A 24,628-nucleotide genomic window follows, 5' to 3' on the forward strand; every position below is an offset into this window, starting at 1 on the left:
CCTTTAGTGTTTTTGTAGAAGCTCCAGCGCCTCTTGCGAGGGCTCGACGCCCAGCCCCGCACCTGTCGGCAAGGTGTAGAGGCCCTGGCTGCAATCCATGTCGCCGACGAGCAGCCGGCGATTGGGCTCGAAGATCGAGTGCTGATATTCGTGGCATTCCACCGCTGACAAGGCCGAGCTGGCATGCAGGCTCGCGGCCAGGAACAGGCCGATGCCGATTGTGGCGTGGGGGATGACCCTGAGGTGATGCGCTTGCGCATAAAGCCCGATGCGCATGAACTCGGTGACGCCCTTATGGCCCATCTCGGGCTGGACGATGGCGCAGGCCCGCCGCGAGACGCGCGGCACCATATCGTAGACGGTGCGCCACTCCTCGCCGACCGCGACCGGCGTCGAGACATGCGCCGCGACATGGGCGAGCCCGTCGAGATCCTCGGGTTTCACCGGGGCCTCGGCGAACCAGAGCCCGTGCGGCTCCATCGCCTTGATCATCGCAACCGCTTCCTCGCCGCCATGGACCCAGTGCATGTCGCAGGCGATGCGCGCCTTCAGGCCAAGCCGCGCGCGCAAGGTCTCCATCTCCGCGACCACACCGTCATCGGCGACGGGAGCGGCGAATTTGAAGCTGTCGAAGCCTTTGGACTGCCATTCGGCGGCGAAATCGGCGCGCTCGTTGCGGGTCGATTTCGGCAGGCCGGAGATATAGGCCGGCAGGCGTTCATGGCGCTGGCCGCCGAGCAACTTGACCAGTGGCAGGTTGGCGAGCCTGCCGCAAATGTCCCAGAGCGCAATGTCGATCGCAGCCAGCGCGTCGAGATAGAAGCCGCCGGTATAGCCGCGCACCCGCATGAGATCGTAGAGATCGTCATGGATCACGCTGACATCGCGCGGATCGCGGCCGACCACGAATGGCCCGAGCAGGTCGTCGATGATCGCGATTGCCGCGCCGGGTGCGACGATGCCGTAGGTTTCGCCCCAGCCGACCGCGCCGCTTGCCGTCTCCACGCGCACGACCACAGTACGATCGACTACGGGATAGACGGTGCGATTGCCCTTGCGCACGACATAGCCGCGCTCATTGACGGTCTCGCCTTCGCGGAGCGCGCCGAGATAGGGCGTGTCGCGCGGGATGGTGATCGAGAAAACCTCGACTTTGGCGACGCGTTCGCTCATCCGCGCGCTCCGGCTGCCAGCGCGTGCGGCGGCGCCGTTTCGCGCATCAAATCCGCACACGCATCGAGCCAGGCGTCGATCTCGGCGATGTCATGGGCGTCCATTGGCGGTGTCTTGGCGCGGACAACGCGGTTGTCGAGAATGCCCCGGCGCGACAGCACATGCTTCGTGAAGGCCATGCGGAAATTCGCCTGGATGACCAGCAGAGGCAGCGTGCGCATATAGAGATCGCGGGCGCGGGCGATGTCCCCGGCGCGAAAAGCCCTGTTCATGGCGACATGGATGTCGGCGAGTTCTACGGCGGGCATGGCTCCGCAGGCGCCGCGATTATACTCGTCGATGAAATAGCGCGCGCCGCCGCCGCCGATGACACCTTTGAGATGGGCCGGCTTGCCGGCGATGATCGCCGAGATCGCGAGCCCGGAGGGCAACGTCTCCTCTTTCACATAGGTGATCGCGCGATTGTCCCGGACGATGTCCAGGATGACCTCTGGCTTGAGGTCGGAGCCGCGCGGGGCAGGGGCGTTCTGCAGCACGATCTCGATACCCGGCACTGCGTCGGCGATGTCCTGGTAGAAGGCTGCGACAGCCTCCGCGCCGGTCCCGACGCTCTTTGGCGCCTGGATCATCACGATCGATACGCCAGACGCCAGCGCTTCCCGGGCATGTTGGATCGCCAGATCGGCAGTTGCGGCGCTCGCGCCCGCCACGACGGGGACCCGCCCCCGGACTCGTGCCGTCACGACTTTCAGGAGGGTCGTGCGTTCGGCGGCCGTGAGCTCGTCGACTTCGCTGGCGAAGCCCGGGAACACCACGCCGTCGACCTGAGCCTCGATTGCAAAATCGGTGATCCGCGCCATCGCGGCTTCGTCGATCTCGCCGCTCGCTGTGAACGGCGTCGGCAGCACCGGAAGGATACCCGTCAGCACTATCAACCTCCCAATTCGATCCATATGTTGGATCACTCGTTATTTAATATGGACCGTAATGGGTTCAGGCGTGCTTCGTCAACCTCTGCGGTCAGCCGGAGGCACGTCAGTTGAGCGAAAGGCGAGGGGGCTGCCCCGCTTTCCTGCGAAAGCGGGCGGCGGCTAGCCGGTGCTTTCAGTCGAGCCCGAGCATGCGGCGCGCCAATGACATGTCGGAGGCTCCGCCGGCGAAGTCGTCGAAGGCCTTTTCAGTCACGCGGATAATGTGCTCCGCAATGAACGCCGCGCCTTCGCGGGCGCCATCTTCAGGATGTTTCAACGCGCATTCCCACTCCAGCACGGCCCAGCCGGAAAATCCGTATTGCGCGAGCTTCGAGAAGACGGCCTTGAAGTCGACCTGCCCGTCGCCCAGCGAACGGAAGCGCCCGGCGCGATCGAGCCAAGGTGCGTAGCCGGAATAGACGCCCTGGCGTCCGGTCGGGCGAAACTCGGCATCCTTGACGTGAAAGGCACTGATCCGTTCGTGGTAGATGTCGATGAAGGCGAGGTAATCGAGCTGCTGCAGCAGGAAATGCGATGGGTCGTAGTTGATCCGGCAGCGCGGATGACCATTCAGCCGGTCGAGGAACAATTCGAAGGTCGCGCCGTCGAAGACATCTTCTCCAGGGTGGATCTCGAAGCCGACATCCACGCCTTCTGCATCGAATGCGTCAAGGATCGGCCGCCAGCGGCGCGCGAGTTCCAAGAAGGCCTCGTCAGCCAGGCCCGGCGGACGTTGCGGCCAGGGATAGACGAAGGGCCAGGCCAGCGCGCCGGTGAAACTCACCGTCCCCGTCAGGCCAAGCCGTCGCGAGGCCTTGGCGGCATGGAGCATCTGCTCGACCGCCCAGGCCTGCCGCTGCGTCGGCTTGCCATGCAGGTGAGCGGGCGCGAACGCATCGAAAGCGATGTCGTAGACGGGATTTACGGCGACGAGCTGGCCCTGGAGATGCGTCGACAGCTCGGTGATGGCGACGCCGTTCTGGTGTGCGATTCCGGCGATCTCGTCGCAATAATCCTGAGATGATGCAGCCTTGGCGAGATCGAAGAAGCGCGTGTCCCAGGACGGCAATTGCACGCCGCGATAGCCCAGACCCGCGGCCCAGCGGGTGATATCGGACCAGGACGCGAAGGGTGCTGCATCAGCGGCAAACTGGGCCAGGAAGATCGCAGGCCCTTTCATGGTAGCGGGCATCGGCACGGCTTTCGTCGGTTGAAGGCTGGCTGGAGGTTGCATCAGGCATGATCGGCTCGTCCAGCCGGAGCTTAATCCTCACTTCCGCCAGTTTCAGGCTGAAGTTCGGCCTTGAGACCAGCCATGACTTTCGCCTAGCCTTCATTCCAGAGCAGCCGGACAAGGCGGCCTTGAGGAAACGACAGGGAGGCGACTATCGCACAGCCGTGGCAACGTCTGAGCCAGAGCGAGCTATCCATGCTCGAAGCGATCTTCTGGTCGGGCGGAAGTGCGCGCCATGCCCTTGCCGATGGGCTGCAATTCTCCCGCAGCAAAACCAATGCTCTTGCCGCCGGACTGCTCGAACAGGGATTGCTCGACGAAGTTGGCCTGCAGCTCTCGACGGGGGGACGACGGCCGGAAACCCTGCGCGTGCATGCTCAGGTCGGTGTGCTCTTCGGCGTCGATATCGGCGCAACGAGCCTGGACATCGCGATCCTTCGTCCCGATCTGAGCGTCGTCGCCCGGCATTCCCAGCCTGCCGATGTTCAGGCCGGCCCCGGGCCGATCATGGCCCGCCTGCGCGCGCTGATGCCTGCGATGCTGGCCGATAATGGTATCTCGCCCGAGGAGGTGCTGGCGGTCGGGATCGGCGTGCCCGGCCCGGTCAATTTCGCGGTAGGCCAGCTCGTCAACCCGCCGCTCATGCCGGGCTGGGACAGTTTTTCGATCCGCGACGACATGCGGGAGGTGACGCCGGCTCCCGTCTTCGTCGACAATGACGTGAACCTGATGGGGCTCGGCGTGCTCTGGCGCCTGCATCGTCAGATCCAGGACTTCCTCGTCATCAAGATCGGAACCGGTATCGGTTGCGGCATCGTCTGTCATGGTGAGCTCTATCGCGGAGCGACCGGGTCGGCCGGGGATATCGGGCATATCGGCGTCGATCTCGCCGGCCCGCTTTGCCGTTGCGGAAACAGGGGTTGCGTCGAGGCGATGGCAGCGGCGCCCGCGATCGTCGAAATGGCGCAGGAGGCGGCGCTGTCGGGAACGAGCCCCTGGCTTGCCGAGCGATTGAAGGTGAAAGGCCGGCTGGAAGCGGTCGATGTCGGCGAGGCGAGCCGCGCGGGCGATGCGGCTGCCGACGCGATCGTCAGGCGGTCAGGGCAGCTGATCGGCCAGGTGCTGGCCGCTCTCGTCAATTTCTACAACCCCTCGCATGTCTTCATCGGCGGTGGCGTATCCGCGATCGGGCCGATGTTCCTGGCCGCGATCAGGCAGAGCGTGAACCAGCGCTCGCTGGCGCTTTCGACGCGCCATCTTGAAATCACCTATGCGCCGCTCGGCCATGAGGCGGGTCTGATCGGGGCTGGCGTGCTCGCCATGCGCGAGGCCCTGCGCAACGGGAGCATCGCGGCATGAGTGGAACCGTCGACGATCGTTCCGGCGTTGCCGTTGCCTTTGACGGCATCGTCAAACGCTTTGGTGCCGTCGAGGTCCTGCACGGCGTCAGCTTCTCCCTGGAGCCGGGCCGCGTCTACGGCCTGCTCGGCGAGAACGGCGCCGGCAAGTCGACCCTGATGAAGATCCTCGCCGGCTACGAGGCACCGAGCGCGGGCAGCGTCCATATCGACGGCGAGCCGGTGATTTTCAAATCGTCCCGCGACGCCGAGGCCCATGGCATCGTCCTGATCCACCAGGAGTTCAACCTGGCCGAGGACCTCAGCGTCGCCGGCAATATCTTCCTCGGCCATGAGAAGACGAAGGGCTGGTTCCTCGACGAGCGCGCTATGCAGGCCGGCGCGGTCACGGCGCTGCGGCAGGTCGGGCTCGATATCGATCCGAGTACCCCTGTCCGCCGGCTGATCGTCGCCGAAAAGCAGCTGGTCGAGATCGCCAAGGCGATATCGCGTCGCGCGCGGCTGCTGATCATGGATGAGCCGACCGCGACGCTGACCCCCTCGGAGGCCGCCCGGCTGTTCACGTTGATCGCCCGGATGCGGGAAGAAGGCGTCACGGTGATCTACATCTCGCACAAGCTCGACGAGGTCGAGCGGATCACCGACGAGGTGATCGTCATGCGCGATGGGCGTTTCGTCGGACGCGCCCCGACGCCGACGATCACCCGCCATGCCATGGCGACGATGATGGTCGGGCGGGAGATCGCGGATCAGTTTCCAACCCGTCTGGCAGTAGACGAAAGCCGTGGTCCGGCCATGCGCGTTTCCGGGATGAGCGTGCCGGGCTGGGCTCAGGATGCCAGTTTCGCGGTTCGCCCCGGCGAGATTCTGGGGTTTGCCGGACTTGTTGGCGCCGGTCGTACCGAACTGTTCGAAGGCATTCTCGGCTTGCGGCCTGCGAGCGGGGCGATCGAACTGCAGGGCAGGGCAGTCAAGCTCGGCTCGCTGCGCGATGCGGCGAAACACGGGCTCACCTATCTCAGTGAGGATCGCAAGGGCAAAGGCCTGCATGTCGATTTCGCGCTGGGCCCGAACCTGACGCTGATGGCATTGGAGCGCTATGCCAAGCCTTGGCTCGATCCGTCGGCGGAAAAGCAGGCGCTCGACCGCGCCGTCCACGAGTTCGGAATTCGCGCCGGCTCGCTGTCGGTCAAGGCGTCGTCGCTGTCGGGCGGCAACCAGCAGAAGCTCGCGCTCGCCAAGGTGCTGCATCCGGAGCCCAAGGTAGTCGTGCTCGACGAGCCGACCCGCGGCGTCGATGTCGGCGCCAAGCGCGAAATCTATTTCCTGATCCATCGGCTGGCGCAGCAGGGCCTTGCCGTCATCGTCATCTCCTCGGAGCTGATCGAACTGATCGGGCTTGCCCATCGCGTCGCGGTGATGCGCGCCGGCCGGATCGTCGCGACGCTGTCGGGCGATGAACTCACGGAAGAAATCATGATCGCTCACGCCACGGGGACGCGGCATGTCGCAGCCTGACACGAACATCGCCGGCAATGGCGCGACTGAACCCGGTCCCAGGCGGCAGCAAACCGGCTCGTGGCTGTCCGACCGGCTCGGAAGCTTCGGGCCGGTACTCGGTCTCGTCGTCCTGTGCATCGCGGGAACGTTGCTCAATGGCGACTTCGCCACCTTCGACAACCTGACGAATGTCCTGACGCGCACCGCCTTCATCGGCATCATCGCGGTCGGCATGTGCTTCGTGATCATTCTCGGCGGGATCGACCTCTCGGTCGGGTCGATGGCTGCGCTGATCGCCGGCTGCGTCATCATGTTCATCAACTGGGCGAGCCCGGCGCTGGGTTCCCCGCTGCTGGCGGTGCTGCTCGGCGCGGGGCTCGCCGTGGTGCTTGGCGCCGCATTCGGCTTCATCCACGGCGTGCTGATCGCGAAGGGGCGCATCGAGCCCTTCATCGTGACGCTCGGCACGCTCGGCATCTTCCGGGCATATCTCACCTATTTCGCCGATGGCGGCGCGCTCACGCTCGGCAACGACCTCGCCGACCTCTATGCCCCCGTCTATTACGGCAGCGCGCTCGGCATCCCCGTTCCCGTCTGGATCTTCCTGCTCGTCGCGCTCGTCGGCGGCCTCATCCTGAACAAGACGGCGTTTGGCCGTTATGTGCAGGCGATCGGCTCGAACGAAGCCGTGGCGCGCTATGCCGCTGTTGATGTCGATCGCATCAAGATCCTGACCTACATGCTGCTGGGGATCTGCGTGGGCATCGCGACGCTGCTCTATGTGCCGCGGCTGGGTTCGGCCTCGCCGACGACAGGGCTGCTGTGGGAGCTCGAGGCGATCGCCTCCGTGATCGTTGGCGGAGCGGCCCTCAAGGGCGGCCAGGGCAGCATTGCAGGCACGGTGGTGGGCGCGATCCTGCTCTCCGTGATCAGCAACATCCTCAATCTCACCAGCATCATCAGCGTCTACCTGAACCCTGCCGTGCAGGGCTTCGTCATCATCATCGTCGCGTTTTTGCAGAAGGGGCGCCGCTAGGGCGAACCCGATAAAAGAGGAGAGGAAGCGATGTCATTCACGAGCAGGCGTTCCATTCTGAAATCCGCCGTCGCGGCTACGGCAATCGCCGTGGTGGGCGTTTCGAGCGGCCTCGCGGCCGAGCCGGTTCATCTCGGCGTGTCCATCCCCGCTGCCACCCACAGTTTCATGGGCGGCATCAACTACTGGGCCAACCAGGCCAAGAAGGATCTCGAGAGCAAGCATAAGGACCTGAAGATCACGATCCGCACGGCTGCGAACGCCGTCGAACAGGCCAATCAGCTTCAGGACCTCAGCACCGTCAACAAGATCAATGCGCTCGTCGTCTTTCCCTTCGAGTCGGCGGCGCTGACGCGGCCGGTCGCGAATGTGAAAGGGAAGGGCGCCTATGTCACCGTCGTCGATCGCGGCCTGACCGATACCAGCGCACAGGACGCCTATGTCGCCGGCGATAACACCGCCTTCGGCAAGATCCCGGCCGAATACATCGCCAAGAAACTCAACGGCAAAGGCAATGTGGTGGCGCTACGCGGCATCCCGACCACGCTCGACACCGAGCGCATGGATGCCTTCAGCGGCGTGTTCAAGGCGTATCCCGACATCAAGCTGCTCGATGCGAAATTCGCCAACTGGAATCGCGACGACGCCTTCAAGGTCACGCAGGACTTCCTGACGCGTTTCAAGGAGATCGACGCGTTCTGGGCAGCCGATGACGACATGGCGTTCGGAGCGCTGCGCGCGATCGACCAGGCCGGCCGCAAGGACATCAAGGTGCTCTTCGGCGGCGCCGGTGCCAAGGACATGGTCAAGGTCATCCTCGACGGCAGCGACCCCCGTATCCAGGCCAATGTCAGCTACTCGCCGAAATTCATCTATGACGCGATCACGCTGACCGCGGAAGCGCGGCTGAAGGGCGAGAAGCTGCCGGCGACCACGATCATCCCCTCGGTGCTGATCGACAAGAGCAACGCCAAGGACTTCTACTACCCCGACTCGCCGTTCTGATCGGCGCCTTCTTGGTCTCAAGCGGTCGCCGTCACGGCGGCGACCGCTCTTTTCAGCACGGACAGGACATGAGCGAGGAATCTCCGCGCAAGCTGCGCTATGCGATGGTGGGCGGCGGTCGCGATGCTTTCATCGGCGCGGTCCATCGCCACGCGATCGCGCTGGACGGCATGGCCGAGTTCACGGCCGGCGCCTTGTCTTCGACGCCTGAACGCGCCGTCATGTCGGGGCGTGCGCTCGGCCTCGTCGACAGCCGTAATCATGGCGACTGGCGCGCGCTGCTCGATGACGAGTTGCGGCGCCCAGCCGATGAGCGCGTCGATTTCGTCTCGATCGTCACGCCGACCGATACGCATTTCCCGATCGCGCGGGCCTTCGTAACGGCCGGCTTCCATGTCGTCTGCGACAAGCCGCTGGTGCAGAGCAGCGCGCAGGCGCAAGCCCTGGTCGAGGCCGTAGCGGAACGCAAAACCGTCTTCGGCGTGACCTACAACTACACCGGCTACCCAATGGTTCGTCAGGCGCGCGACATGGTGCGCGACGGCACGATCGGGACGGTGCGGAAGGTCGTCGTCGAATACAATCAGGGCTGGCTCGCGACTGCGCTCGAGCGTGACGGCAACAAGCAGGCGAGCTGGCGCACCGACCCGGCGCGCAGCGGCATCGCCGGCGCTCTCGGCGATATCGGCTCCCATGCCGAGAACCTCGTCGCGACCGTCACCGGGCTGGAGATCGAAACGCTCGTGGCCGATCTCAGCGCCCTGGTGCCCGGCCGGCAGCTCGATGACGATGCGAGCGTCCTCCTGCGCTTCAGAGGCGGCGCTCGTGGCGTCCTGGTCGCATCGCAGATCAATGCCGGCCTTGAAAACGACCTGCGCCTGCGCGTATCCGGCACTCTGGGTTCGCTGGAATGGCGGCAGGAGCGCCCCAGCCGGCTCGTCCATTACAGGCTTGATGGCGCCATGACGGTGCTGACGCGGGGCTCTCCCTGGCTGAGTGCCTCCGCGCAGCTGGCAAGTCGCATTCCCGCCGGGCATCCGGAGGGTTTCATCGAGGCCTTCGCCAATATCTATCGCGGTGTCTTCGCCGATATCCGCGCAAAAGGCGCCGGCCACGCAGCTGATCCGCTCGAGACCGATTATCCGCGCGTCGAGGACGGGGCGCGCGGCGTGCGCTTCATCGAAAGCGCGGTCGAATCCTCCCGCGAGGGGAAGTGGCTGGCTTTCGGCCCAGGCCACGCGGCCGGCTGAACTCGTCTTTCAAAAACAATGTGGCGCGCCTTTCAGCGCGCCACATCCTGACGGGGCTCGAAAGCGGTTACTTTGCCCGCTTGGTGCCGACTTCCTCGTCCCAGCGGCGGAAGGCCAGGACCATCTTGTCGGGCGTCAGCGGCACCTCGATCTTGTTGTTGGCGATCAGGTCGGCATATTCGGGCCGGCCATATTCGGCGATCGCCTTCTGGCTGCTTTCCGGCGCCATCGAAAGCGGCACGTCCTTCACCGCCGGGCCCGGATAGAAATAGCCCTCGTCATAGGTGAAGGCCTGCTGCTGCGGCGTCATCGTGTGGCTGATGAGGTCGAGCACCACAGCGAGCTTATCGTTCGAGACGCCCTTCGGCACATACATGTACTGGGCGTCGGAGACCCAGTGGAAGCCCTTCAGCGTCTGGATCTTGGCTTCCTTGGGGACGATACCGAGCACGCGCGGGTTGATGTCCCAGCCGGTGGTCGAGATGATGATGTCGCGCGAACCGTCGCCGAATTCCTTCATCGTCGCGCCGGTGCCGGTCGGATAATATTCGACGTATTGGCCGAGTTCCTTGAGATAGGCCCAGGTCTTGTCCCAGCCATTGACCGGGTCCTTCGGGTCTTTGTCGCCCAGCAGATAGGGCAGGCCCATGATCCAGGTGCGGCCGGGGCCGGAATTGGCGGGGCGGGCATAGAGGAAGCGGTTGGGGTTCTGCTTGGCCCAGGCCAGCAGTTCCTCGGCCGTGGTCGGCACCTGCTTGACGCGGGCGGGCATGTATTCGAGCAGCGGGCCGGAGGGATAGTACACCACGCACATGCCTTGGCCGGAGCCGAGATTGTGCATGTCCAACGCTGCCGGCATCAGGATCTTGGCGGGATCGGGCAGCGAGGCAGCATGGTCCGGGAACAGCTTGACCCAGAGGTTCTGGTCGATGCCGGCCGCCAGGGCGTCGAGGCCGCCGATGACGAGGTCGATGTCGACGCGATTGGCTTCCTGCATCGCCTTGATCTTGCCCGGCAGTTCGGGGGCAGGGGCCTTGATGAAGGTCATGCGCGAGACGAGGTTCTTCTTGGCGTCCCGGTAGTTCTCCAGCGGCTTCTGGAGCAAGGCGAGCGCGCCGCCGACATCGATGATGTTCAAGGCGACAGGCGATTTCGGCAGGGGCAGGCCCTGTGCCGACACTCCTGTCGCATGCAGTGCGGCCAGCGTCGCGATGCCGCCTTCGACGAACTGCCGGCGCGAGGTGCCGGTCTTCTTATCCGAATGATCGTTCTTCATTGTTGTCTCTCCCTGTACTTTCGTTGCTTCCTGTTCCGTCAGGTTGGGCCTGCCGTCGATTGGCGCACCACAAGTTCGGGTGCGAAAATGTAATTTCTGGGGCCGGGCGAGCGCCCTTCGAGCCGCGCTACAATGCTCTCTATGGCGGCTTCCGCCATCTGCCCGAGCGGCTGCCGGACTGTGGTGAGCGGCGGGTTGCCGAGAGAGGCGAGGAACAGATCGTCGATCCCGACAAGCGACAACGCGTCGGGGATGCGCAAGCCCACTTCCCGAAAACCGGCCGACAGGCCGATCGCCAGGATATCGTTCATCGCAACCACGGCCGTCGGTCGAGAGTTGATCGCAGCAATGTTGCCGGCGGCGCTGCGCCCGAGTTCAGCGATCATGTCGTCGCCATGGCTATCCCCGGCCACCATGATCTCATGGATGCTAGCTTCCGCCTCCAGGCCATGCAGCGCGACTGCCTGCTGGAAACCCGCCAGCCGACCCGTGCGGCTGGCCGTCCGCGTCGGCGCCGTGACATAGACGATCCGGCGATGGCCGAGCTCGACGAGATGGCCGACGGCAAGCGCCATTGCGGCGCCATTGTCGAGGGACACGACATCCACGCGATCATCCTGCAGGTTCCGCGCGCGGGCATCGAAGGCGACGACGGCAAGGCCGCAATCGGCGAGGGCGCTGGCGTGCTGCTCGTTGAGCGGTGCCGAGCCGGTTATCAGGCCGCGCACGCCAAAAGCCGCAAGCTCCCGCGCGATAGCCAGTTCGCTGCCGGCGTCCCGGCGCGTGTTATAGAGCAGCGTCTGGTAGCCCCGTGCCTGTGCCGCCGTCTGGATGGCCATGGCGAGCTGTCCAAAAAACGGGTTTGCCACCGACGGCACTACGAGCCCGATGATGTCCGATTGCCCGGTCTTCAGCTGGCGTGCCACCCGGCTCGGCGAGAACGCGAGTTCGCTGATCGCCCGCTGCACCCGGGCCTGCGTCGCCGGCGCCATACGCTCCAGCCGACGGTTCAGGTAGTTCGAAACCGTCGAGACCGAAACATTGGCGCGATGCGCAACATCGAAGATTTTTGCAGCCATCGGGATCCCGTTCAGAGCGCTTGTATATCGTTATACTAAACCGATACACAGGCAATCGGGATTCTCGCCCCGGACTGCGCGAGCGGGATTGAAGGGCAGGGGCCATGGCGGGGAATGCAGCTCAGGACCTTCTCGACTGGCTGACGGGAACCCTGTTGCCGCTCTGGATCGCGCGCGCCTACGACCCGGCACGCCCGGGCTATGTCGAGGCCCTACAGGCCGATGGCACGCCCGAGGACGGGGACCGGCGAACCACGCTTGTGACGGCGCGGCTGGTCTATGTCTTCAGCCATGCCCATATCCTCGGCGTTCCCGGAGCGCTGGATGCTGCGCGCCATGGCCTGTCTTTCCTGCTGGAGCGCTGCCGACGCAGCGACGGCCGCTTTTCCCACTCCTGCACTGCCGCGGGCGAGGCTGTGGATGGCAAGTCGGATTTCTACGATCTGGCCTTCGTGATGTTCGCGCTCGGCTGGTATGCGCGGGCAACCGGCGAGGCCGAGGGGATCGCGCAGGCTGAAGAGGTGATGGCGTTCCTGGAAGACCATCTCGCCAGCCCGGCAGGCGGCTTTCTGGAGGATACGCTCGGCTCTCTGCCGCGCCGCCAGAACCCGCATATGCATATGCTGGAAGCCTGTCACGCGCTCGCCGAAACCAGCGACGACCCGCGTTGGCTGCGCCGCGCCGACGCCCTCGTGGCCCTGATGCAGGATCGTTTTCTCGACGATGCAACCGGCTCGCTGGGCGAGTTCTTCGATGACGATTTGAATCCCAACAGCGGACCGCAGGGACAGGTGAGGGAGCCGGGCCATCATTATGAATGGGTCTGGCTGCTCTACCACCACGAGCGACTGACCGGCTCGACCAGCGCCCGCAAGACCGCGCAGGAGCTTTACGCTTTTGCGGAGCGCTTCAATGCCGGCCCCGTTGCCCGGCCCGTCGTGAACGAGGTCGCTCCAGATGGAACCGCGTTGAACGATGCTGCGCTGCTCTGGCCTCAGACCGAGTATCTCAAGGCGCTGGCCGCGAGGATCGAGTTCGAGGGCGACGAGGCAGCGGCCGACCGGCTCGATGGCCATCTGCGCCTGATGTTCGATCTGTTCGTCGATAGGGAGACGGGGCTCTGGGTCAATCAGGTCGACCGGACAGGACGGCCGATCATCGCGCCAATCCCGGTCCGCGTGCTCTACCATCTGGTCCTGGCTATCGCCGAGGTTTGCCGGGTGAAGGGGCGGTAGACGCGGCGTCGAAGGTGGCGGAGTCTGCCCATGTATGATTCGCATAAGACATATTATGGAACTTAAATGGCGATCAGATTCGGGCTCCCGGGCGATATTTGTTCGCTACCATGACCCGAAAGAATATCGCGCTGCTTATTCAAGACGCCCTGGAACTGGCTGATCTTCCAGACGAATGTCTGGTCGAGCAAGGCGCTACCGGCGTCGATCAAGCGGCCGTGAAGCCGATAGCCCTCAGGCTGTGCGCCGCCTCGCGAATTGCGTCGCGAAAGGCAGCGATCGCGTCGGGCGCGCGAGGCTCGGCTGCAACCGCGAAATCGTAATGCTCCTCGGCCAGCGGCAGGAAGCCCAGTCCGCATGCCTCGGCCACCGGTCGGATCGCGATGCCCCAATCGGCTCGACCCTGTGCCACTGCGGCCGCGACCGCATTGTGCGAGCGTGGCTGGTTCCAGTAGCCTGGCGGTCTGGCGCCAGCCAGCAACTGGTCGATCAGGATGCGCGTGCCTGCGCCCTGGTTGCGGTTGACCATCAGGCAATCGGGATCGGCCAGAGCCGTCCTCACAGCCTCCTGGATATCGGCGGCGTGCGAGAATCTCGGATCGCCGTCGCGAAACACGATGCCTTGCAGCCGGCGCCAGCCCGGAATGAGGGTCATGCCATCGCCCAGAAACGGCGCGTTGTAGGTATTGGTCTTGGGATCGAACAGATGGATCGGGGCGAGGTCGCATTCGCCGCGCTTCAGCGCCGATAGTCCGCCAAGACTCCCGAGAGACAGAGAGCGGGCCGTCGAACCGCGATCCGCCAGACAGGCGATCACGGCATCGAGCCCGACACAATGGCTGCCCATGATGACGAGATCCGGCGTCGAAAGATGCGGCGTGAACAGCGTCACAGGCGCGATCGTGCCGGCAGGCAGCGCCTCGCTGAGAGCGTCGATCGTCACGAAGCCATCGGCCTGGGAAAAGGCCGTGACGGCGCCGGAGCCCTTGCCGACGGGAATAGCGACCATGCCTTCGGCGGCCTGCGCCAGCGACACCATGACGAATTCGGTCCGGCCGAGATCGGACGGGATACGCACCGGCACGCGGGCGCTGACCTTGATCTCTTCGCGCTCCGGCATGCCCGCAAGGATGCGCAGCACCGGCGCGACGATATCGTGGAAGGTGAACATCGCCGAAGTCGGAAAGCCCGGCAGGATGATGACCGGCTTGCCGTCGCAGACCGCCAGGCACAGCGGCTTGCCTGGCTTCAGCGCGACGCCATGGGCCACGATGCCGGGCGCGCCGAGACGCTCGACGATGCGATATGTCAGATCGCCCGCCCCCTTGGAGGTGCCGCCCGACAGGATGACTGCGTCGCAGCTCGCGTGAGCGCTGCGCATGGCCTCTTCAAGTTGAGCTGCGTCATCAGGATACGCGCCGAACCGATTGGCTTCGCAGCCATTTTCTTCCAGAGCAGCGGCAATGATGGGGCCGTTGGAATCGTAGATCGCGGCTGGCCGCAACGGCTTGCCCGGCTGTACGAGTTCGTCGCCGGTGGAGATGACGGCGACGCGTGGGCGGCGCCAGACCGGGGCTTCGGCAAGCCCGACCGCGGCCAGCATGCCGATCTCGCGCGCGCCGATCGAAATGCCCTTGCGCAGCAGCGTCTCGCCGCGAGCGATATCGGAGCCGGCGAAGGCGATGTTCTGGCCAGGCGCCACGGCGCGTCCTACGGCGAGTCTTCCGTCGAGCTCCGGCTCGGTCTGCTCGATCATGACCACTGCATCAGCCCCGCGCGGAATGGGGCCGCCGGTCGCGATCGGCGTTGCCGTGCCCGGCGCGACGGCAAGCCTTGGCTCCGTGCCGCAGGCGATGGTCTCGCCATTCAAGGCGAGCAGCACCGGCGCGGCCTCGCTGGCGACTGCGACATCCGCTGCTCGTACGGCGAAGCCATCCACGACCGAGCGGTCGAAGGGCGGCGTATCGACCGGCGCAGCGATGTCCCGCGCCAGCACGCGTCCGACCAATCGATCGAGCGGAACCATCTCCTCGCCGAGCGGCCTGGGCACAAGCGCAGCCCGGAAGCGAGCGATGGCCTCATCGCGCGACAGGACTGTAAGGAACTGGTCCTGATTGAGTTCGGGGCGTTGGATCATGCGCGGATCGGACCCAGTGGATCGTGAATCGGGATTGCAGCGAGCGGCGTTCCGGCCGCAGCACCTTCGCTTTCGGGCGGGATCAGCACGATAGCATCTGCCGCCAACAACGCCGCAAGCGTGACCTGCCCGACGGCAAGCGGCTCATAGCTGCCCCCGGACCGGCGCAGCAAAGCGATTTCGCTGAAGCCGACCATCGATACGATCTTGCGCGTCAGGGGGCGTGTCTCGACCCGCAGCGCCTGTCCGGTCAGCCGCGCGACGAGAGGCAGGATCAACGCATGGAACATCGCCACCATCCCATCGAAACGCGCCGGAAGGATGAGCGCCGGATCGCATCGCGCATCATCAAGCCTTCCGGCCCAGGCGCCTGGACGCAAAGCAATGCCGACCGATATCTGCCCCGCCGCCATGTCGGGTTCTGGCGCGTCGGTAAAAGCGAACGACAGGTCTGTGCGATCGCCCGCCGACGGCGCGCAGCCTAGCATCTCCAGGGTTGTGCGCAGCCAATGGCTTTCCGCCGTCCCACCGCCCTTCCCCGCCGGCAACAGAACCCGAAAGCCCGGCCGCCGCACCGCGACCTCGCGCATGCGGGCGATGTCCAATGCCAGCACCGTCGCAGGCGTGACGCGTTCGCCTTCGCGGATGATCGCGCTGCCCGCTGGCAGATCGGTGCCGGCCAGCGTGACGTTCTCTCCGGGATAGGCGGGTTGGCTGATTTCGATGAGCGCTCCGACCTGGCTGGCGGCATCGGCAGGCAGGATGGCGTCGGTTCCCGCCGGCAGCAGCTCGCCCGCTGCGATCGGCGTCGGAGATTCGACGACCAAGGCTGGCGCATAAGGCGAAGCGCCGATCAGCTCGGCCGAGACAACGGCGATGCCGCCGCGCTGAGCGACGGGCCGCTCCGGCACCGGACCAGGTGCCAGCACGGTCTCGCCGGCGACGAGGCCAAGCGCATCCCTGATGGGCAGCCTGACGGGCACGACCGCTTCGCGGCCGGCGAGCACGAGAGCGAGCGCCTCGGCGACCGATATCAGGCCCGGTGCCGACATGACATCAGCTCCTGACACTACATATTGAGCCGGATCATGCCGGCCTCCCCGACATCATATCCCCCGAGTTCCGCGGCCCTGCGGGCGAAGTCCGGCTGCAGCAGGAAGCGAAGCAATTTCTGTGGGCCGGGCTCGAAATAGCTGCGTCGCCGCAGAACCAGGTCGAAACGCTCCCAGGTCAGCGGCTGGAAGCCCAGGCCGTGGGTTGCGGCCACGGCGCGGGTAGCGATGCCGCAATCGGCCTCGCCGACCCGGATCGCAAGGGCGAGATCGGCGCCCGTCGGATAGGGGGCCGCGACGCAGTTCAATCCCGCCAGGGGTACGCCGAGGCGATCGAGCATCACCTTGAGGAGAAGCTGCGCCCCTGCCCCGGCCTGTCGCAGGCCAAAGCGCGCGCCGTTGGCCGTCGCCTGCTCGAAGCTCTTGAGACCGAGGGGATTTCCCGCTGCTATGACCAGCCCCTGCTCGCGCCTGGCCACAGAGACGACCACGGCATCATGCAGGCCCGAACGGGCCGCAACAGCCGAGAGGTTGGCGGTCTCGTCGGTTTCATGTCCGTGCAGATGGATTGCTGCCGCCGCCACCTCGTTGCGCTCGAGCCGGTCCAGACCTACTTCCGAGCCTTCCGCCAGCAATGCGAGCCCCGAATCCGACTGGCGGGCGGCCCATTCGAGCAGTGGGTCGTGACTGCCGCCGATGATCGCGGGCGGCGCCTCGGCCTGAAAGCCCTGCGGGTGCGACAGGCCAGCGGCAATCCAGCGATCCAGCGCGGCGCGCGGAAACAGCCATTTTCCAGTGACCTTGGAGCATGGCACCGCGCCCTGAGCCACGAGATCGTAGAGCTTACGCTCCTTGAGCTTCAGGTAGGCGGCGGCCTGATCGGTCGTCAGGTAGATATCGACCTGCATTGTTATGCGTATGACTGCAGATGTTACAGATTTTAATTTCTATAAGCCTGTCCCATAACAGGTGCAAGAAACAGATCAGGCCAGACAGGGAAGGCCGCCGCCAGTGGATGTCTCGGCAGCGTTTTCGGCAGCGATCGATCTCATCATCGGGCTCGATCCCGGCTTCCTCGGGATTGTCAGGCTCTCGCTCGGGGTGACGCTGTCTGCCGTGCTGATCGCCGCGATCATTGGGCTACCTCTCGGCGCCCTGCTGGCGCTATCGCGCTTTCCCGGTCGTGGTGGCGTGATCGTCTTCGTCAACGCCATGATGGGCTTGCCCCCGGTGGTGGCGGGGCTCGTGATCTTCCTGTTGTTGTCCCGTTCCGGGCCGATCGGCTTTCTCGGCCTGCTGTTCAGCCCGAGCGCCATGGTGCTGGCGCAGGCCGTGCTGGTGCTGCCGATCATCGTCGCCATCACCCGGCAATTGACCGAGAATCTCCATGGCGAGTATCGCGAGCACCTTGCCTCGGTCGGGCTTACCGGGTTTCGCGCCATTCCTACCCTGCTCTGGGATGGGCGTTTCGCACTTGCGACCGCCATTCTCGCCGGCTTCGGCCGGGCCAGCGCCGAGGTCGGCGCGGTCCTGATCGTCGGCGGCAACATCGCCGGCTATACGCGGACCATGACGACCGCGATCGCGCTGGAGACCTCCAAGGGGGATCTGCCGCTGGCCCTGGGCCTTGGCCTCGTGCTGATCCTGCTGACGCTTGTCATCAACGCCGTAACCTATGGCGCGAGCCGGGCCGGCGCACGCTTTGCTGGATGAGGGCGATGCGCGAGACGACATCGATCCTGCCGCTCTCCGCCGAGGATCTCTCCTTCGAGGCCGGCGGAAAGCTGCTGGTCTCGCAATTGCGCTTCGCGATCCAGCGCGGCGGGCTCACAGCCTTGCTGGGACCGAACGGCTCGGGCAAGTCGCTGACGCTGCGCCTGTGCCATGGCTTGATCCGACCCAGCGCCGGCAGGGTCGCATGGGGCGCGGAGAAGGGCGTTCTGGCTGGCGTGAAGCGCCATGCCATGGTGTTCCAGAAGCCCGTCATGCTGCGCCGCTCGGCACGGGCGAACATCGTTCATGCGCTGGCGGCGGCCGGGGTGGCGCGCGCAGAGCGCCAGGAGCGAGCTGTCGCGGCGCTGGCTCGTTTCGGCCTCGACGCTCTCAGTGAGAACCCCGCCCGGCTTCTGTCCGGCGGCGAGCAACAGCGCCTCGCCATTGCCCGCGCCTGGTCGCTCAGGCCGGAACTGCTGTTCCTGGACGAGCCCTGCTCGCAGCTCGACCCCGGCGCGACCCGCCAGATCGAGGAGATGCTGGCCGCTCTCAAGGCCGAGGGTGTCACGCTCGTCATGGCAACGCATGACATGGCGCAGGCACGCAGGATCGCCGATCGCGTGCTGTTCCTGCATCGCGGGCGGCTGGTCGAGGACAGCCCCGCCGCGAGCTTCTTCACCGCGCCCGCAAGCGCCGAGGCGCGCGCCTTCATTGCCGGAGAGCTGCTCTGGTGAACGCCCCCAGCCAACAACAGGAGACGATCATGCTCGCAAGACGCGGCTTCATTCTCACGCTCGGCGCCGCTCTAACCCTGAGCTCGGCAGTGTTGGCACAGGATGCCCGCCCACTCGCGCCGCCTGCCGGCAGCGATGCGGGAACGCATTTCATCACGGTTGCTTCGACAACCTCGACCGTCGATTCAGGGTTGTTCAACCACATCCTGCCACTGTTCAAGGCCAAGACGGGCATCGAGGTCCGCGTCATCAGCCAGGGAACCGGACAGGCGCTCGACACCGGGCGGCGCGGTGATGCCGACGTCGTCTTCGTTCATGCCCGCGCCTCCGAAGAGAAATTCGTCGCCGAGGGCCATGGCGGCCCGCGCCGACCGGTCATGTACAACGATTTCGTGCTGATCGGCCCCAGGAGCGATCCAGCCGGCGTGAAGGGCTCCAGCGATATCGTTGCCGCATTGAAGGCGATCCAGACCAAGGCTGTTCCCTTCGTCTCGCGCGGAGACAAATCCGGCACGCATCAGGCCGAGCTGGCCCTCTGGAAGGATGCCGGCATCGATCTCGCTGCAACGCGCGGCTCCTGGTATCGCGAGATCGGCCAGGGCATGGGCGCGGCGCTCAACACAGCGTCCGGCATGAACGGCTATGTGCTGGCCGATCGCGGAACCTGGCTCTCCTTCAAGAACCGGGGCGAGCTCGACATTGTCGTCGAGGGCGACAAGCGCCTGTTCAACCAATATGGCATCATGCTGGTGAACCCGCAGCGCCACGCGCATGTGAAGCAGGCCGCAGGCCAGCTCTTCATCGACTGGGTCCTCGGCGCCGAGGGGCAAAAGGCGATCGCCAGCTACAAGATTGACGGCCAGCAGCTGTTCTTCGCCAATGCCGCGGATGGTAACGCCTGAGGCGACGTGCCATAATCGACAAGGCCGGCGTTCTCCGCCACAACAATGGGATGCCGGCCGCCATCCCTCCCGTACTGCCCCCTCTCCTGGCCCCCAACCCGGCCGATCCCAGGCTGACGGAACGCGTGAGCGGAGTAGACGAGCGCGGCGAGCGTCTGGAAACCTCGGTCACGGTCGAACGGCCGTTGACGCTCTACCTGAACAGCCAGGAGATCGTCACGATGATGACGATCGGCGACTACCCGGACTATCTGGCGATCGGCTATCTGCTGAACCAGAATATGCTCAAGCCCACGGATATCGTCACCGGGGTCGACTATGACGAGGAACTCGAAGTGGTGGTGGTGCGCACCGATGCGCATACCAATTTCGAGGAGAAGCTGAAGAAGCGCACCCAGACTTCCGGCTGCGCCCAGGGCACCGCCTTCGGTGACCTGATGGAGGCGCTGGAAGAGATCGAGCTGCCCAAGGCGCAGCTGCGGACCTCATGGCTCTACCGTCTGACGCATGCCATCAACACCATGCCTTCGCTCTATCTGGAGGCCGGCGCGATCCATGGCTGCGTGCTCTGTCGAGAAGACCGCCCGCTGGTCTATATGGAGGATGTCGGCCGCCATAACGCCGTCGACAAGATCGCCGGCTGGATGTTCCGTCATGGCGAAAGCGGCGGGGACAAGATCTTCTATACGACCGGGCGCCTGACCTCCGAGATGGTGATCAAGACGGTGAGGATGGGTATCCCGATCCTCGTCTCGCGCTCGGGCTTCACCGCCTGGGGAGTCCATCTTGCAAGGCAATGCGGATTGACACTGATCGGGCGGGCCAAGGGCAAGCGCTTCCTGGCGCTGTCGGGCGAGGATCGTATCGTCTTCGACCAGGACCTGTCTTATGTCGAGGACGAGAGCGCCCGCCATCGCCGGAAAGGCTCCGATGACTGAAATCCCCCCCCCTACGCTCGGGGTCCTCTTGGCTGGTGGTCTCGCCCGACGCATGGGTGGCGGCGACAAGCCCCTGCGCGAGATCGGTGAGAAGACCCTGATCGAGCGGGTCGCCGAGCGTCTCACGCCGCAATGCGATGGCCTCGTCGTCAATGCCAATGGCGATCCGGCACGCTTTGCATTCCTGCACATGCCAGTCGTAGCCGATGATGTGCCGGGCTTTGCCGGGCCGCTGGCCGGCATCCTGGCCGTGCTCGACTGGACCGCCCTGAACCGCCCCGGCGTCGAATGGGTGGTGTCAGCTGCGGCCGACTCGCCGTTCCTGCCCCGTGATCTGGTGCGTCGGCTTCATGAGACGCGCCTGCTGGCGGGAACGAAGCTCGCCTGCGCCCAGAGTGGCGAACAGGCGCATCCGGTGATCGGGCTCTGGCCTGTCGCGTTGCGCGATGATCTGCGGCATGCGCTGGTGTTCGAGGATATGCGCAAGATCGATCGCTGGACGGCTCGACACGGCGTCACGGCAGCGATCTGGCCGACGGAACCGTTCGACCCGTTCTTCAACGCCAATACGCCCGACGAACTGGCTGAGGCCAACCTCATCGCCAACCGCTATCCCGACGCTTGATCGGATCCGGTCAGGTGGTAGTTTCGACGGCAGAACAAGCGCTTCCGCGCCAGCAGCGGAAACGACATGCAAGGAGAAGCGACATGAAGGTCATGCTATCCGCATTCGCGGTCGCCATCCTGCTTGCAGTGGGCGCGGGCACCCTGCTCAACACCACCTTCCAGCAAACGGCCGACCAGCGCTTCACCACAACCGGCGCGAAACTGAATCATGGCGAGGCCGGGAGCAATCTGGTCGGGCAGGACTGGTCCGGCCTGGCCCGGCCTTCCACGACTGAATAGTCCGCCAAGGCTGAGTTATCGGCGCGACGGCATGATCAGCGCAGCAGGGCGTAGGCGAGGAAGCCGACCATCTCGCCAGCCTGGATCTGCGTCACGCTTTCCGGCAGTTCGACGAGCCCATCCGTTTCCGTCAGCGACGTGATGATTCCAGCGCCCTCGCGCGGATGCTTTTGCGCTTCGACAACGCCATCGGCGGCACGGTTCAGCTGGACGCGGACATATTCGCGCCGCCCCTCTTTCTTCCGATAGTCGAAGGCCGAGCGGACTGGCAGCGCGAGCGGCGCCTGCGGCCGGCCGCCGCCAAGCGCGGCAAGAAATGGCCTGACGATATTGGCGAAGGTGACGAAGACGGCGACGGGATTGCCGGGCAGCCCTATAAAGGCCGCTGCCTCGCCCCCTGAGGCCGGGATCACGCCCATCGCCACCGGCCTGCCCGGCTTGATCGCAAGCCGCCAGAGCGCGAGCGTTCCGACCTGCTCGACCGCTGCCTTGACGTGGTCTTCCTCGCCGGTGGAAACGCCGCCCGACGTTAGGATCAGGTCGTGGCCCTGAGCCGCCTCCGCCAGCGCACGTGCCACCACCGCCTGATCGTCACCGAGAATGCCGAGATCAGTCACTTCGGCGCCGAGACGACGCAGCAGCGATTGCAGCATGAAGCGATTGGAATCGAAGAGCTGTGCCGGCCCGAGCGGGTTCCCGGGCGAGACGATCTCGTCGCCTGTCGAGAACACCGCGACCCGGACTTTCCGACGCACCGACAGGTCAGTCAGGCCCAGTGCTGCGGCGAGTGCCAGAGCCTCGGGCGTCACCAACTGGCCATCGTGCAGCGCCACGCTGCCCTTCGCCAGATCCTCCCCGGCCGGCCGGCTGTTGGCGCCCGGCTTCAAGCCTCTGGGCAGGACGACCTTGTCGCCCTCGCGCCGGGCATCCTCCTGCATGAACACCGTGTCGCTGCCGTCCGGCATCGGCGCGCCGGTGAAGATCCGCACGGCCTCCCCCTGCCCGATCGAACAGCCGGCGAGAGCGCCTGCGGCAACACGCCCCGCAACGGGCAGGACGGTTTCACCCTGTTTCAACAGATCGGCGAAGCGCACGGCGTAACCGTCGACAGCGGAATTGAAGAAGGGCGGCAGATCGTAGCCGGCCACGACATCACCCGCGAGGATGCGCCCCTCCGCATCGAGCAGGGGCAGAATCTGCGTTTGTGCAACTGGAACGAGATCGCAGTTGACGCGCGCAAGAGCGTCGTCGATCGAGAGGAGTCCGCCGCCAAAGGCGAACTGATCCGAGGAAAGCTGAGCCATGCTGAAGGCTTAGCACGCACGATGCCGTTGCGGGAGACGTGCCGGAAAGAACTCCCGCTTGGACCGGCCCACATCTCTCGAGCGAAGGCCCAGGGATGCAAACGGGCTCATTCGGCTGGTTGGGCGGCTCCAGGCGGCAGCTTGCGGCTCCTTGAGGCGACCTCCTCGACCCAGAGGGAGTGATGCTCCTTGGCCCAGTTGAGATCGACCTCGCCGATCGTCATCGCCTCAAGGGCGCCCTCCATGCCGAGCGTGCCGATATAGATATGGGCGAGGATGACGGCGATCAGCAGGACACCGGCGAGGCCGTGGATGATGTTCCAGAACTGCATCGCCAGCACGCCACCGGAGACGAAGGGGAAGATCAGGAAAATCCCCGAAACCGAGAGCGCTGCCCCACCGATCATGACGGCCCAGAAGACGCCCTTCTGCCCGGCATTGAACTTACGCGCTGGTGGATGGTCGTGGCCGATGATCCCGCCGCCCCGGCGCAGCCACTCCCAATCGAGGCGGCTGGGGATGTTGTGCCCGATCCAAACGAGGAACATGCCGGCAATCCCGAGCATGAAAGGCCAGGCGAGATAGTTGTGAGAGTATTTCGCCCATTCCGACAACGTCGCGAACGCATCCTCGCCGACCAGCGGCAGCAGGATGAATTTGCCGATCGTCACGTTAAGACCCGACAGAGCGAGGATGATGAAGCTGCCCGCCACGAGCCAGTGGATCATCCGCTCGAATGCCGAAAAGCGAACGATCTTGACGCCGGAAAAGCCCTTTTCCAAGCGAACCCGGCCGCGCACCAGGTAGAATACCACCAATACGGCGAGCATGCCGAGAATGGCGATGGCGCCGACCCAGTGCATCGCGCCCTGATGGAAAGCACGCCAAGCCTGCCCCTGCGGCTGGACGAGATTGGCGGCGTTCCGGTCGGGGATCGTGATGCGGCCCGACAGCGTTGTCCCCGTCCCCGGCGTGCCGGCACGCAAGGCCTCGATGAGCTGCCGCTCCTGCACCGATGACGCGGTCGGATTGACCGAGTCCGGTTGCTGCGCGACGGCCGGAGCCGCGACGCCGCAGGCCAGCGCGAACAGCAAGGCCATTGCGAGAGACCGAAGCGGATTGCGCATCGGGTGGTCCTCCCTCTCGGGCTGCCCACGATGCTGCGGGAGCCCTTTTGCGATGCGGTGGCGGGGTACCCTGCCACCGAAACAGATCAAACCGCGACGGTTTCCTTGTAGGCCGTCTGCCAGCCCCAGGCTCCGGAGCCATAGCCGCGCTTCAGCACGCGCTCCTTGTAGATGGTCGCGATCATGGCGCTGTCGCCCGCGAGCAGCGCCTTGGTCGAGCACATCTCGGCGCAGAGCGGCAGCTTGCCCTGGGCGAGGCGATTGGCGCCGTAGGCGGCGTATTCCTCGACCGAATTGTCGGCCAGCGGCCCGCCGGAGCAGTAGGTGCATTTGTCCATCTTGCCGCGCGTGCCGAAATTGCCGACGCGCGGATATTGCGGCGCGCCGAAGGGGCAGGCGTAGAAGCAGTAGCCGCAGCCGATGCACAGCTCCTTGGAATGCAGCACGACGGCGTCATCGGTGGTGTAGAAGCAGCTGACCGGGCAGACCGCCGCGCAGGGCGCGTCGGTGCAGTGCATGCAGGCCATCGAGACCGAACGCTCGCCGGGTTTGCCGTCATTGATCGTGACGACGCGGCGACGATTGATGCCCCAGGGGACATCATGCTCGTTCTTGCAGGCGGTGACGCAGGCGTTGCATTCGATGCAGCGGTCAGCGTCGCAGAGGAATTTCATACGGGCCATGATCTCGGTCCTCCC

General features: G+C 65.2%; 23 protein-coding genes. 12 read left to right on the plus strand and 11 right to left on the minus strand.

Annotated elements, in window-relative coordinates:
• Positions 1-3: 3 nt before the first annotated feature.
• From C4S73_RS05925 to C4S73_RS05935, 3 genes are all read right to left on the minus strand, one after another.
• Complete coding sequence (locus C4S73_RS05925; protein ID WP_103871547.1) at positions 4-1,173, minus strand: mandelate racemase/muconate lactonizing enzyme family protein; 1,170 nt, start codon at positions 1,171-1,173, stop codon at positions 4-6.
• A complete protein-coding gene (locus tag C4S73_RS05930) occupies positions 1,170-2,126 on the minus strand; it encodes a dihydrodipicolinate synthase family protein (protein WP_200827940.1) in 957 nt (318 codons plus the stop codon). The genes C4S73_RS05925 and C4S73_RS05930 overlap by 4 nt, the downstream gene beginning before the upstream one ends.
• 151 nt (positions 2,127-2,277) lie before the next feature.
• A complete protein-coding gene (locus tag C4S73_RS05935; protein ID WP_103871549.1) occupies positions 2,278-3,336 on the minus strand; it encodes a sugar phosphate isomerase/epimerase family protein in 1,059 nt (352 codons plus the stop codon).
• Positions 3,337-3,573: 237 nt separating this feature from the next.
• Here C4S73_RS05935 and C4S73_RS05940 point away from each other — a divergent pair, with 237 nt between their 5' ends.
• From C4S73_RS05940 to C4S73_RS05960, 5 genes are all read left to right on the plus strand, one after another.
• Positions 3,574-4,737, plus strand: coding sequence for an ROK family protein (locus tag C4S73_RS05940; RefSeq protein ID WP_103871550.1), 1,164 nt, complete (start codon positions 3,574-3,576; stop codon positions 4,735-4,737).
• Positions 4,734-6,254 carry a sugar ABC transporter ATP-binding protein gene (locus C4S73_RS05945; RefSeq protein ID WP_103871551.1) on the plus strand — a complete coding sequence of 507 codons (1,521 nt, stop codon included), beginning with the start codon at positions 4,734-4,736 and terminating at the stop codon, positions 6,252-6,254. Before C4S73_RS05940 ends, C4S73_RS05945 begins: the two co-directional genes overlap by 4 nt.
• Positions 6,241-7,272: an ABC transporter permease gene (locus C4S73_RS05950; protein ID WP_103871552.1), complete on the plus strand. Its 1,032-nt coding sequence runs from the start codon at positions 6,241-6,243 to the stop codon at positions 7,270-7,272. Before C4S73_RS05945 ends, C4S73_RS05950 begins: the two co-directional genes overlap by 14 nt.
• A gap of 30 nt (positions 7,273-7,302) precedes the next feature.
• Positions 7,303-8,277, plus strand: coding sequence for a substrate-binding domain-containing protein (locus C4S73_RS05955; RefSeq protein WP_103871553.1), 975 nt, complete (start codon positions 7,303-7,305; stop codon positions 8,275-8,277).
• A 68-nt stretch (positions 8,278-8,345) separates the two neighbouring features.
• A complete protein-coding gene (locus tag C4S73_RS05960) occupies positions 8,346-9,527 on the plus strand; it encodes a Gfo/Idh/MocA family protein (RefSeq protein ID WP_103871554.1) in 1,182 nt (393 codons plus the stop codon).
• 67 nt (positions 9,528-9,594) lie between these two features.
• On the opposite strand, the gene C4S73_RS05965 is transcribed toward C4S73_RS05960, so the two are convergent.
• Positions 9,595-10,803 (minus strand): extracellular solute-binding protein, encoded by a 1,209-nt coding sequence (locus tag C4S73_RS05965; protein WP_103871555.1) that lies wholly within the window; start codon positions 10,801-10,803, stop codon positions 9,595-9,597.
• A 38-nt stretch (positions 10,804-10,841) separates the two neighbouring features.
• Positions 10,842-11,882 carry a LacI family DNA-binding transcriptional regulator gene (locus C4S73_RS05970; protein WP_103871556.1) on the minus strand — a complete coding sequence of 347 codons (1,041 nt, stop codon included), beginning with the start codon at positions 11,880-11,882 and terminating at the stop codon, positions 10,842-10,844.
• Between the two features lie 104 nt (positions 11,883-11,986).
• Between C4S73_RS05970 and C4S73_RS05975 the strand changes: the two genes are divergently transcribed.
• On the plus strand, positions 11,987-13,117 hold the full coding sequence (locus C4S73_RS05975) for an AGE family epimerase/isomerase (RefSeq protein ID WP_103871557.1): 1,131 nt from the start codon (positions 11,987-11,989) through the stop codon (positions 13,115-13,117).
• Between the two features lie 208 nt (positions 13,118-13,325).
• On the opposite strand, the gene C4S73_RS05980 is transcribed toward C4S73_RS05975, so the two are convergent.
• The 3 genes from C4S73_RS05980 to C4S73_RS05990 are packed head-to-tail and all read right to left on the minus strand — an operon-like array spanning position 13,326 to position 17,214.
• A complete protein-coding gene (locus C4S73_RS05980; RefSeq protein WP_103871558.1) occupies positions 13,326-15,254 on the minus strand; it encodes a molybdopterin biosynthesis protein in 1,929 nt (642 codons plus the stop codon).
• Positions 15,251-16,306, minus strand: coding sequence for a MoeA family protein (locus C4S73_RS05985; RefSeq protein WP_103871559.1), 1,056 nt, complete (start codon positions 16,304-16,306; stop codon positions 15,251-15,253). Before C4S73_RS05985 ends, C4S73_RS05980 begins: the two co-directional genes overlap by 4 nt.
• Positions 16,307-16,323: 17 nt before the next feature.
• The gene (locus tag C4S73_RS05990; protein ID WP_103871560.1) at positions 16,324-17,214 is read right to left on the minus strand and encodes a helix-turn-helix transcriptional regulator; all 891 of its coding nucleotides are present in this window, start codon (positions 17,212-17,214) and stop codon (positions 16,324-16,326) included.
• A 103-nt stretch (positions 17,215-17,317) separates the two neighbouring features.
• Between C4S73_RS05990 and C4S73_RS05995 the strand changes: the two genes are divergently transcribed.
• The 6 genes from C4S73_RS05995 (at position 17,318) to C4S73_RS06020 (ending at position 21,499) form a co-directional block, all read left to right on the plus strand.
• Entirely contained in the window at positions 17,318-18,019 is a 702-nt protein-coding gene (locus C4S73_RS05995) for an ABC transporter permease (RefSeq protein ID WP_425290318.1), read from the plus strand.
• Positions 18,020-18,024: 5 nt separating this feature from the next.
• Positions 18,025-18,753 (plus strand): ATP-binding cassette domain-containing protein, encoded by a 729-nt coding sequence (locus C4S73_RS06000; RefSeq protein WP_103871855.1) that lies wholly within the window; start codon positions 18,025-18,027, stop codon positions 18,751-18,753.
• Between the two features lie 29 nt (positions 18,754-18,782).
• Positions 18,783-19,655: an ABC transporter substrate-binding protein gene (locus tag C4S73_RS06005; protein ID WP_103871561.1), complete on the plus strand. Its 873-nt coding sequence runs from the start codon at positions 18,783-18,785 to the stop codon at positions 19,653-19,655.
• Positions 19,656-19,705: 50 nt separating this feature from the next.
• Positions 19,706-20,593 carry a formate dehydrogenase accessory sulfurtransferase FdhD gene (locus C4S73_RS06010; protein ID WP_103871562.1) on the plus strand — a complete coding sequence of 296 codons (888 nt, stop codon included), beginning with the start codon at positions 19,706-19,708 and terminating at the stop codon, positions 20,591-20,593.
• Positions 20,586-21,218 carry a molybdenum cofactor guanylyltransferase MobA gene (gene mobA, locus C4S73_RS06015; protein WP_103871563.1) on the plus strand — a complete coding sequence of 211 codons (633 nt, stop codon included), beginning with the start codon at positions 20,586-20,588 and terminating at the stop codon, positions 21,216-21,218. Before C4S73_RS06010 ends, mobA begins: the two co-directional genes overlap by 8 nt.
• A gap of 83 nt (positions 21,219-21,301) precedes the next feature.
• On the plus strand, positions 21,302-21,499 hold the full coding sequence (locus tag C4S73_RS06020; protein WP_103871564.1) for a hypothetical protein: 198 nt from the start codon (positions 21,302-21,304) through the stop codon (positions 21,497-21,499).
• A gap of 35 nt (positions 21,500-21,534) precedes the next feature.
• Here the strand turns inward: C4S73_RS06020 and C4S73_RS06025 are convergent, their stop codons facing one another.
• The 3 genes from C4S73_RS06025 to fdh3B form a co-directional block, all read right to left on the minus strand.
• The gene (locus C4S73_RS06025) at positions 21,535-22,803 is read right to left on the minus strand and encodes a molybdopterin molybdotransferase MoeA (protein ID WP_103871565.1); all 1,269 of its coding nucleotides are present in this window, start codon (positions 22,801-22,803) and stop codon (positions 21,535-21,537) included.
• Between the two features lie 107 nt (positions 22,804-22,910).
• Positions 22,911-23,930, minus strand: a complete 1,020-nt coding sequence (locus tag C4S73_RS06030; RefSeq protein WP_244595457.1) for a formate dehydrogenase subunit gamma — start codon at positions 23,928-23,930, stop codon at positions 22,911-22,913.
• 86 nt (positions 23,931-24,016) lie between these two features.
• On the minus strand, positions 24,017-24,613 hold the full coding sequence (gene fdh3B, locus C4S73_RS06035; RefSeq protein ID WP_103871567.1) for a formate dehydrogenase FDH3 subunit beta: 597 nt from the start codon (positions 24,611-24,613) through the stop codon (positions 24,017-24,019).
• Positions 24,614-24,628: the final 15 nt, after the last annotated feature.

The organism is Allobosea lathyri, from assembly GCF_900108245.1.
In the GTDB taxonomy this organism is placed as follows: domain Bacteria; phylum Pseudomonadota; class Alphaproteobacteria; order Rhizobiales; family Beijerinckiaceae; genus Allobosea; species Allobosea lathyri.

Excerpts from the sequence above, each read along its gene's own strand:
- C4S73_RS05925 (WP_103871547.1), bottom strand. The coding sequence starts at position 1,173 with ATGAGCGAACGCGTCGCCAAAGTCGAGGTTTTCTCGATCACCATCCCG.
- C4S73_RS05930 (WP_200827940.1), bottom strand. The coding sequence starts at position 2,126 with ATGGATCGAATTGGGAGGTTGATAGTGCTGACGGGTATCCTTCCGGTG.
- C4S73_RS05935 (WP_103871549.1), bottom strand. The coding sequence starts at position 3,336 with ATGCCCGCTACCATGAAAGGGCCTGCGATCTTCCTGGCCCAGTTTGCC.
- C4S73_RS05940 (WP_103871550.1), top strand. The coding sequence starts at position 3,574 with ATGCTCGAAGCGATCTTCTGGTCGGGCGGAAGTGCGCGCCATGCCCTT.
- C4S73_RS05945 (WP_103871551.1), top strand. The coding sequence starts at position 4,734 with ATGAGTGGAACCGTCGACGATCGTTCCGGCGTTGCCGTTGCCTTTGAC.
- C4S73_RS05950 (WP_103871552.1), top strand. The coding sequence starts at position 6,241 with ATGTCGCAGCCTGACACGAACATCGCCGGCAATGGCGCGACTGAACCC.
- C4S73_RS05955 (WP_103871553.1), top strand. The coding sequence starts at position 7,303 with ATGTCATTCACGAGCAGGCGTTCCATTCTGAAATCCGCCGTCGCGGCT.
- C4S73_RS05960 (WP_103871554.1), top strand. The coding sequence starts at position 8,346 with ATGAGCGAGGAATCTCCGCGCAAGCTGCGCTATGCGATGGTGGGCGGC.
- C4S73_RS05965 (WP_103871555.1), bottom strand. The coding sequence starts at position 10,803 with ATGAAGAACGATCATTCGGATAAGAAGACCGGCACCTCGCGCCGGCAG.
- C4S73_RS05970 (WP_103871556.1), bottom strand. The coding sequence starts at position 11,882 with ATGGCTGCAAAAATCTTCGATGTTGCGCATCGCGCCAATGTTTCGGTC.
- C4S73_RS05975 (WP_103871557.1), top strand. The coding sequence starts at position 11,987 with ATGGCGGGGAATGCAGCTCAGGACCTTCTCGACTGGCTGACGGGAACC.
- C4S73_RS05980 (WP_103871558.1), bottom strand. The coding sequence starts at position 15,254 with ATGATCCAACGCCCCGAACTCAATCAGGACCAGTTCCTTACAGTCCTG.
- C4S73_RS05985 (WP_103871559.1), bottom strand. The coding sequence starts at position 16,306 with ATGTCGGCACCGGGCCTGATATCGGTCGCCGAGGCGCTCGCTCTCGTG.
- C4S73_RS05990 (WP_103871560.1), bottom strand. The coding sequence starts at position 17,214 with ATGCAGGTCGATATCTACCTGACGACCGATCAGGCCGCCGCCTACCTG.
- C4S73_RS06000 (WP_103871855.1), top strand. The coding sequence starts at position 18,025 with ATGCGCGAGACGACATCGATCCTGCCGCTCTCCGCCGAGGATCTCTCC.
- C4S73_RS06005 (WP_103871561.1), top strand. The coding sequence starts at position 18,783 with ATGCTCGCAAGACGCGGCTTCATTCTCACGCTCGGCGCCGCTCTAACC.
- C4S73_RS06010 (WP_103871562.1), top strand. The coding sequence starts at position 19,706 with ATGCCGGCCGCCATCCCTCCCGTACTGCCCCCTCTCCTGGCCCCCAAC.
- mobA (WP_103871563.1), top strand. The coding sequence starts at position 20,586 with ATGACTGAAATCCCCCCCCCTACGCTCGGGGTCCTCTTGGCTGGTGGT.
- C4S73_RS06020 (WP_103871564.1), top strand. The coding sequence starts at position 21,302 with ATGAAGGTCATGCTATCCGCATTCGCGGTCGCCATCCTGCTTGCAGTG.
- C4S73_RS06025 (WP_103871565.1), bottom strand. The coding sequence starts at position 22,803 with ATGGCTCAGCTTTCCTCGGATCAGTTCGCCTTTGGCGGCGGACTCCTC.
- C4S73_RS06030 (WP_244595457.1), bottom strand. The coding sequence starts at position 23,930 with ATGCGCAATCCGCTTCGGTCTCTCGCAATGGCCTTGCTGTTCGCGCTG.
- fdh3B (WP_103871567.1), bottom strand. The coding sequence starts at position 24,613 with ATGGCCCGTATGAAATTCCTCTGCGACGCTGACCGCTGCATCGAATGC.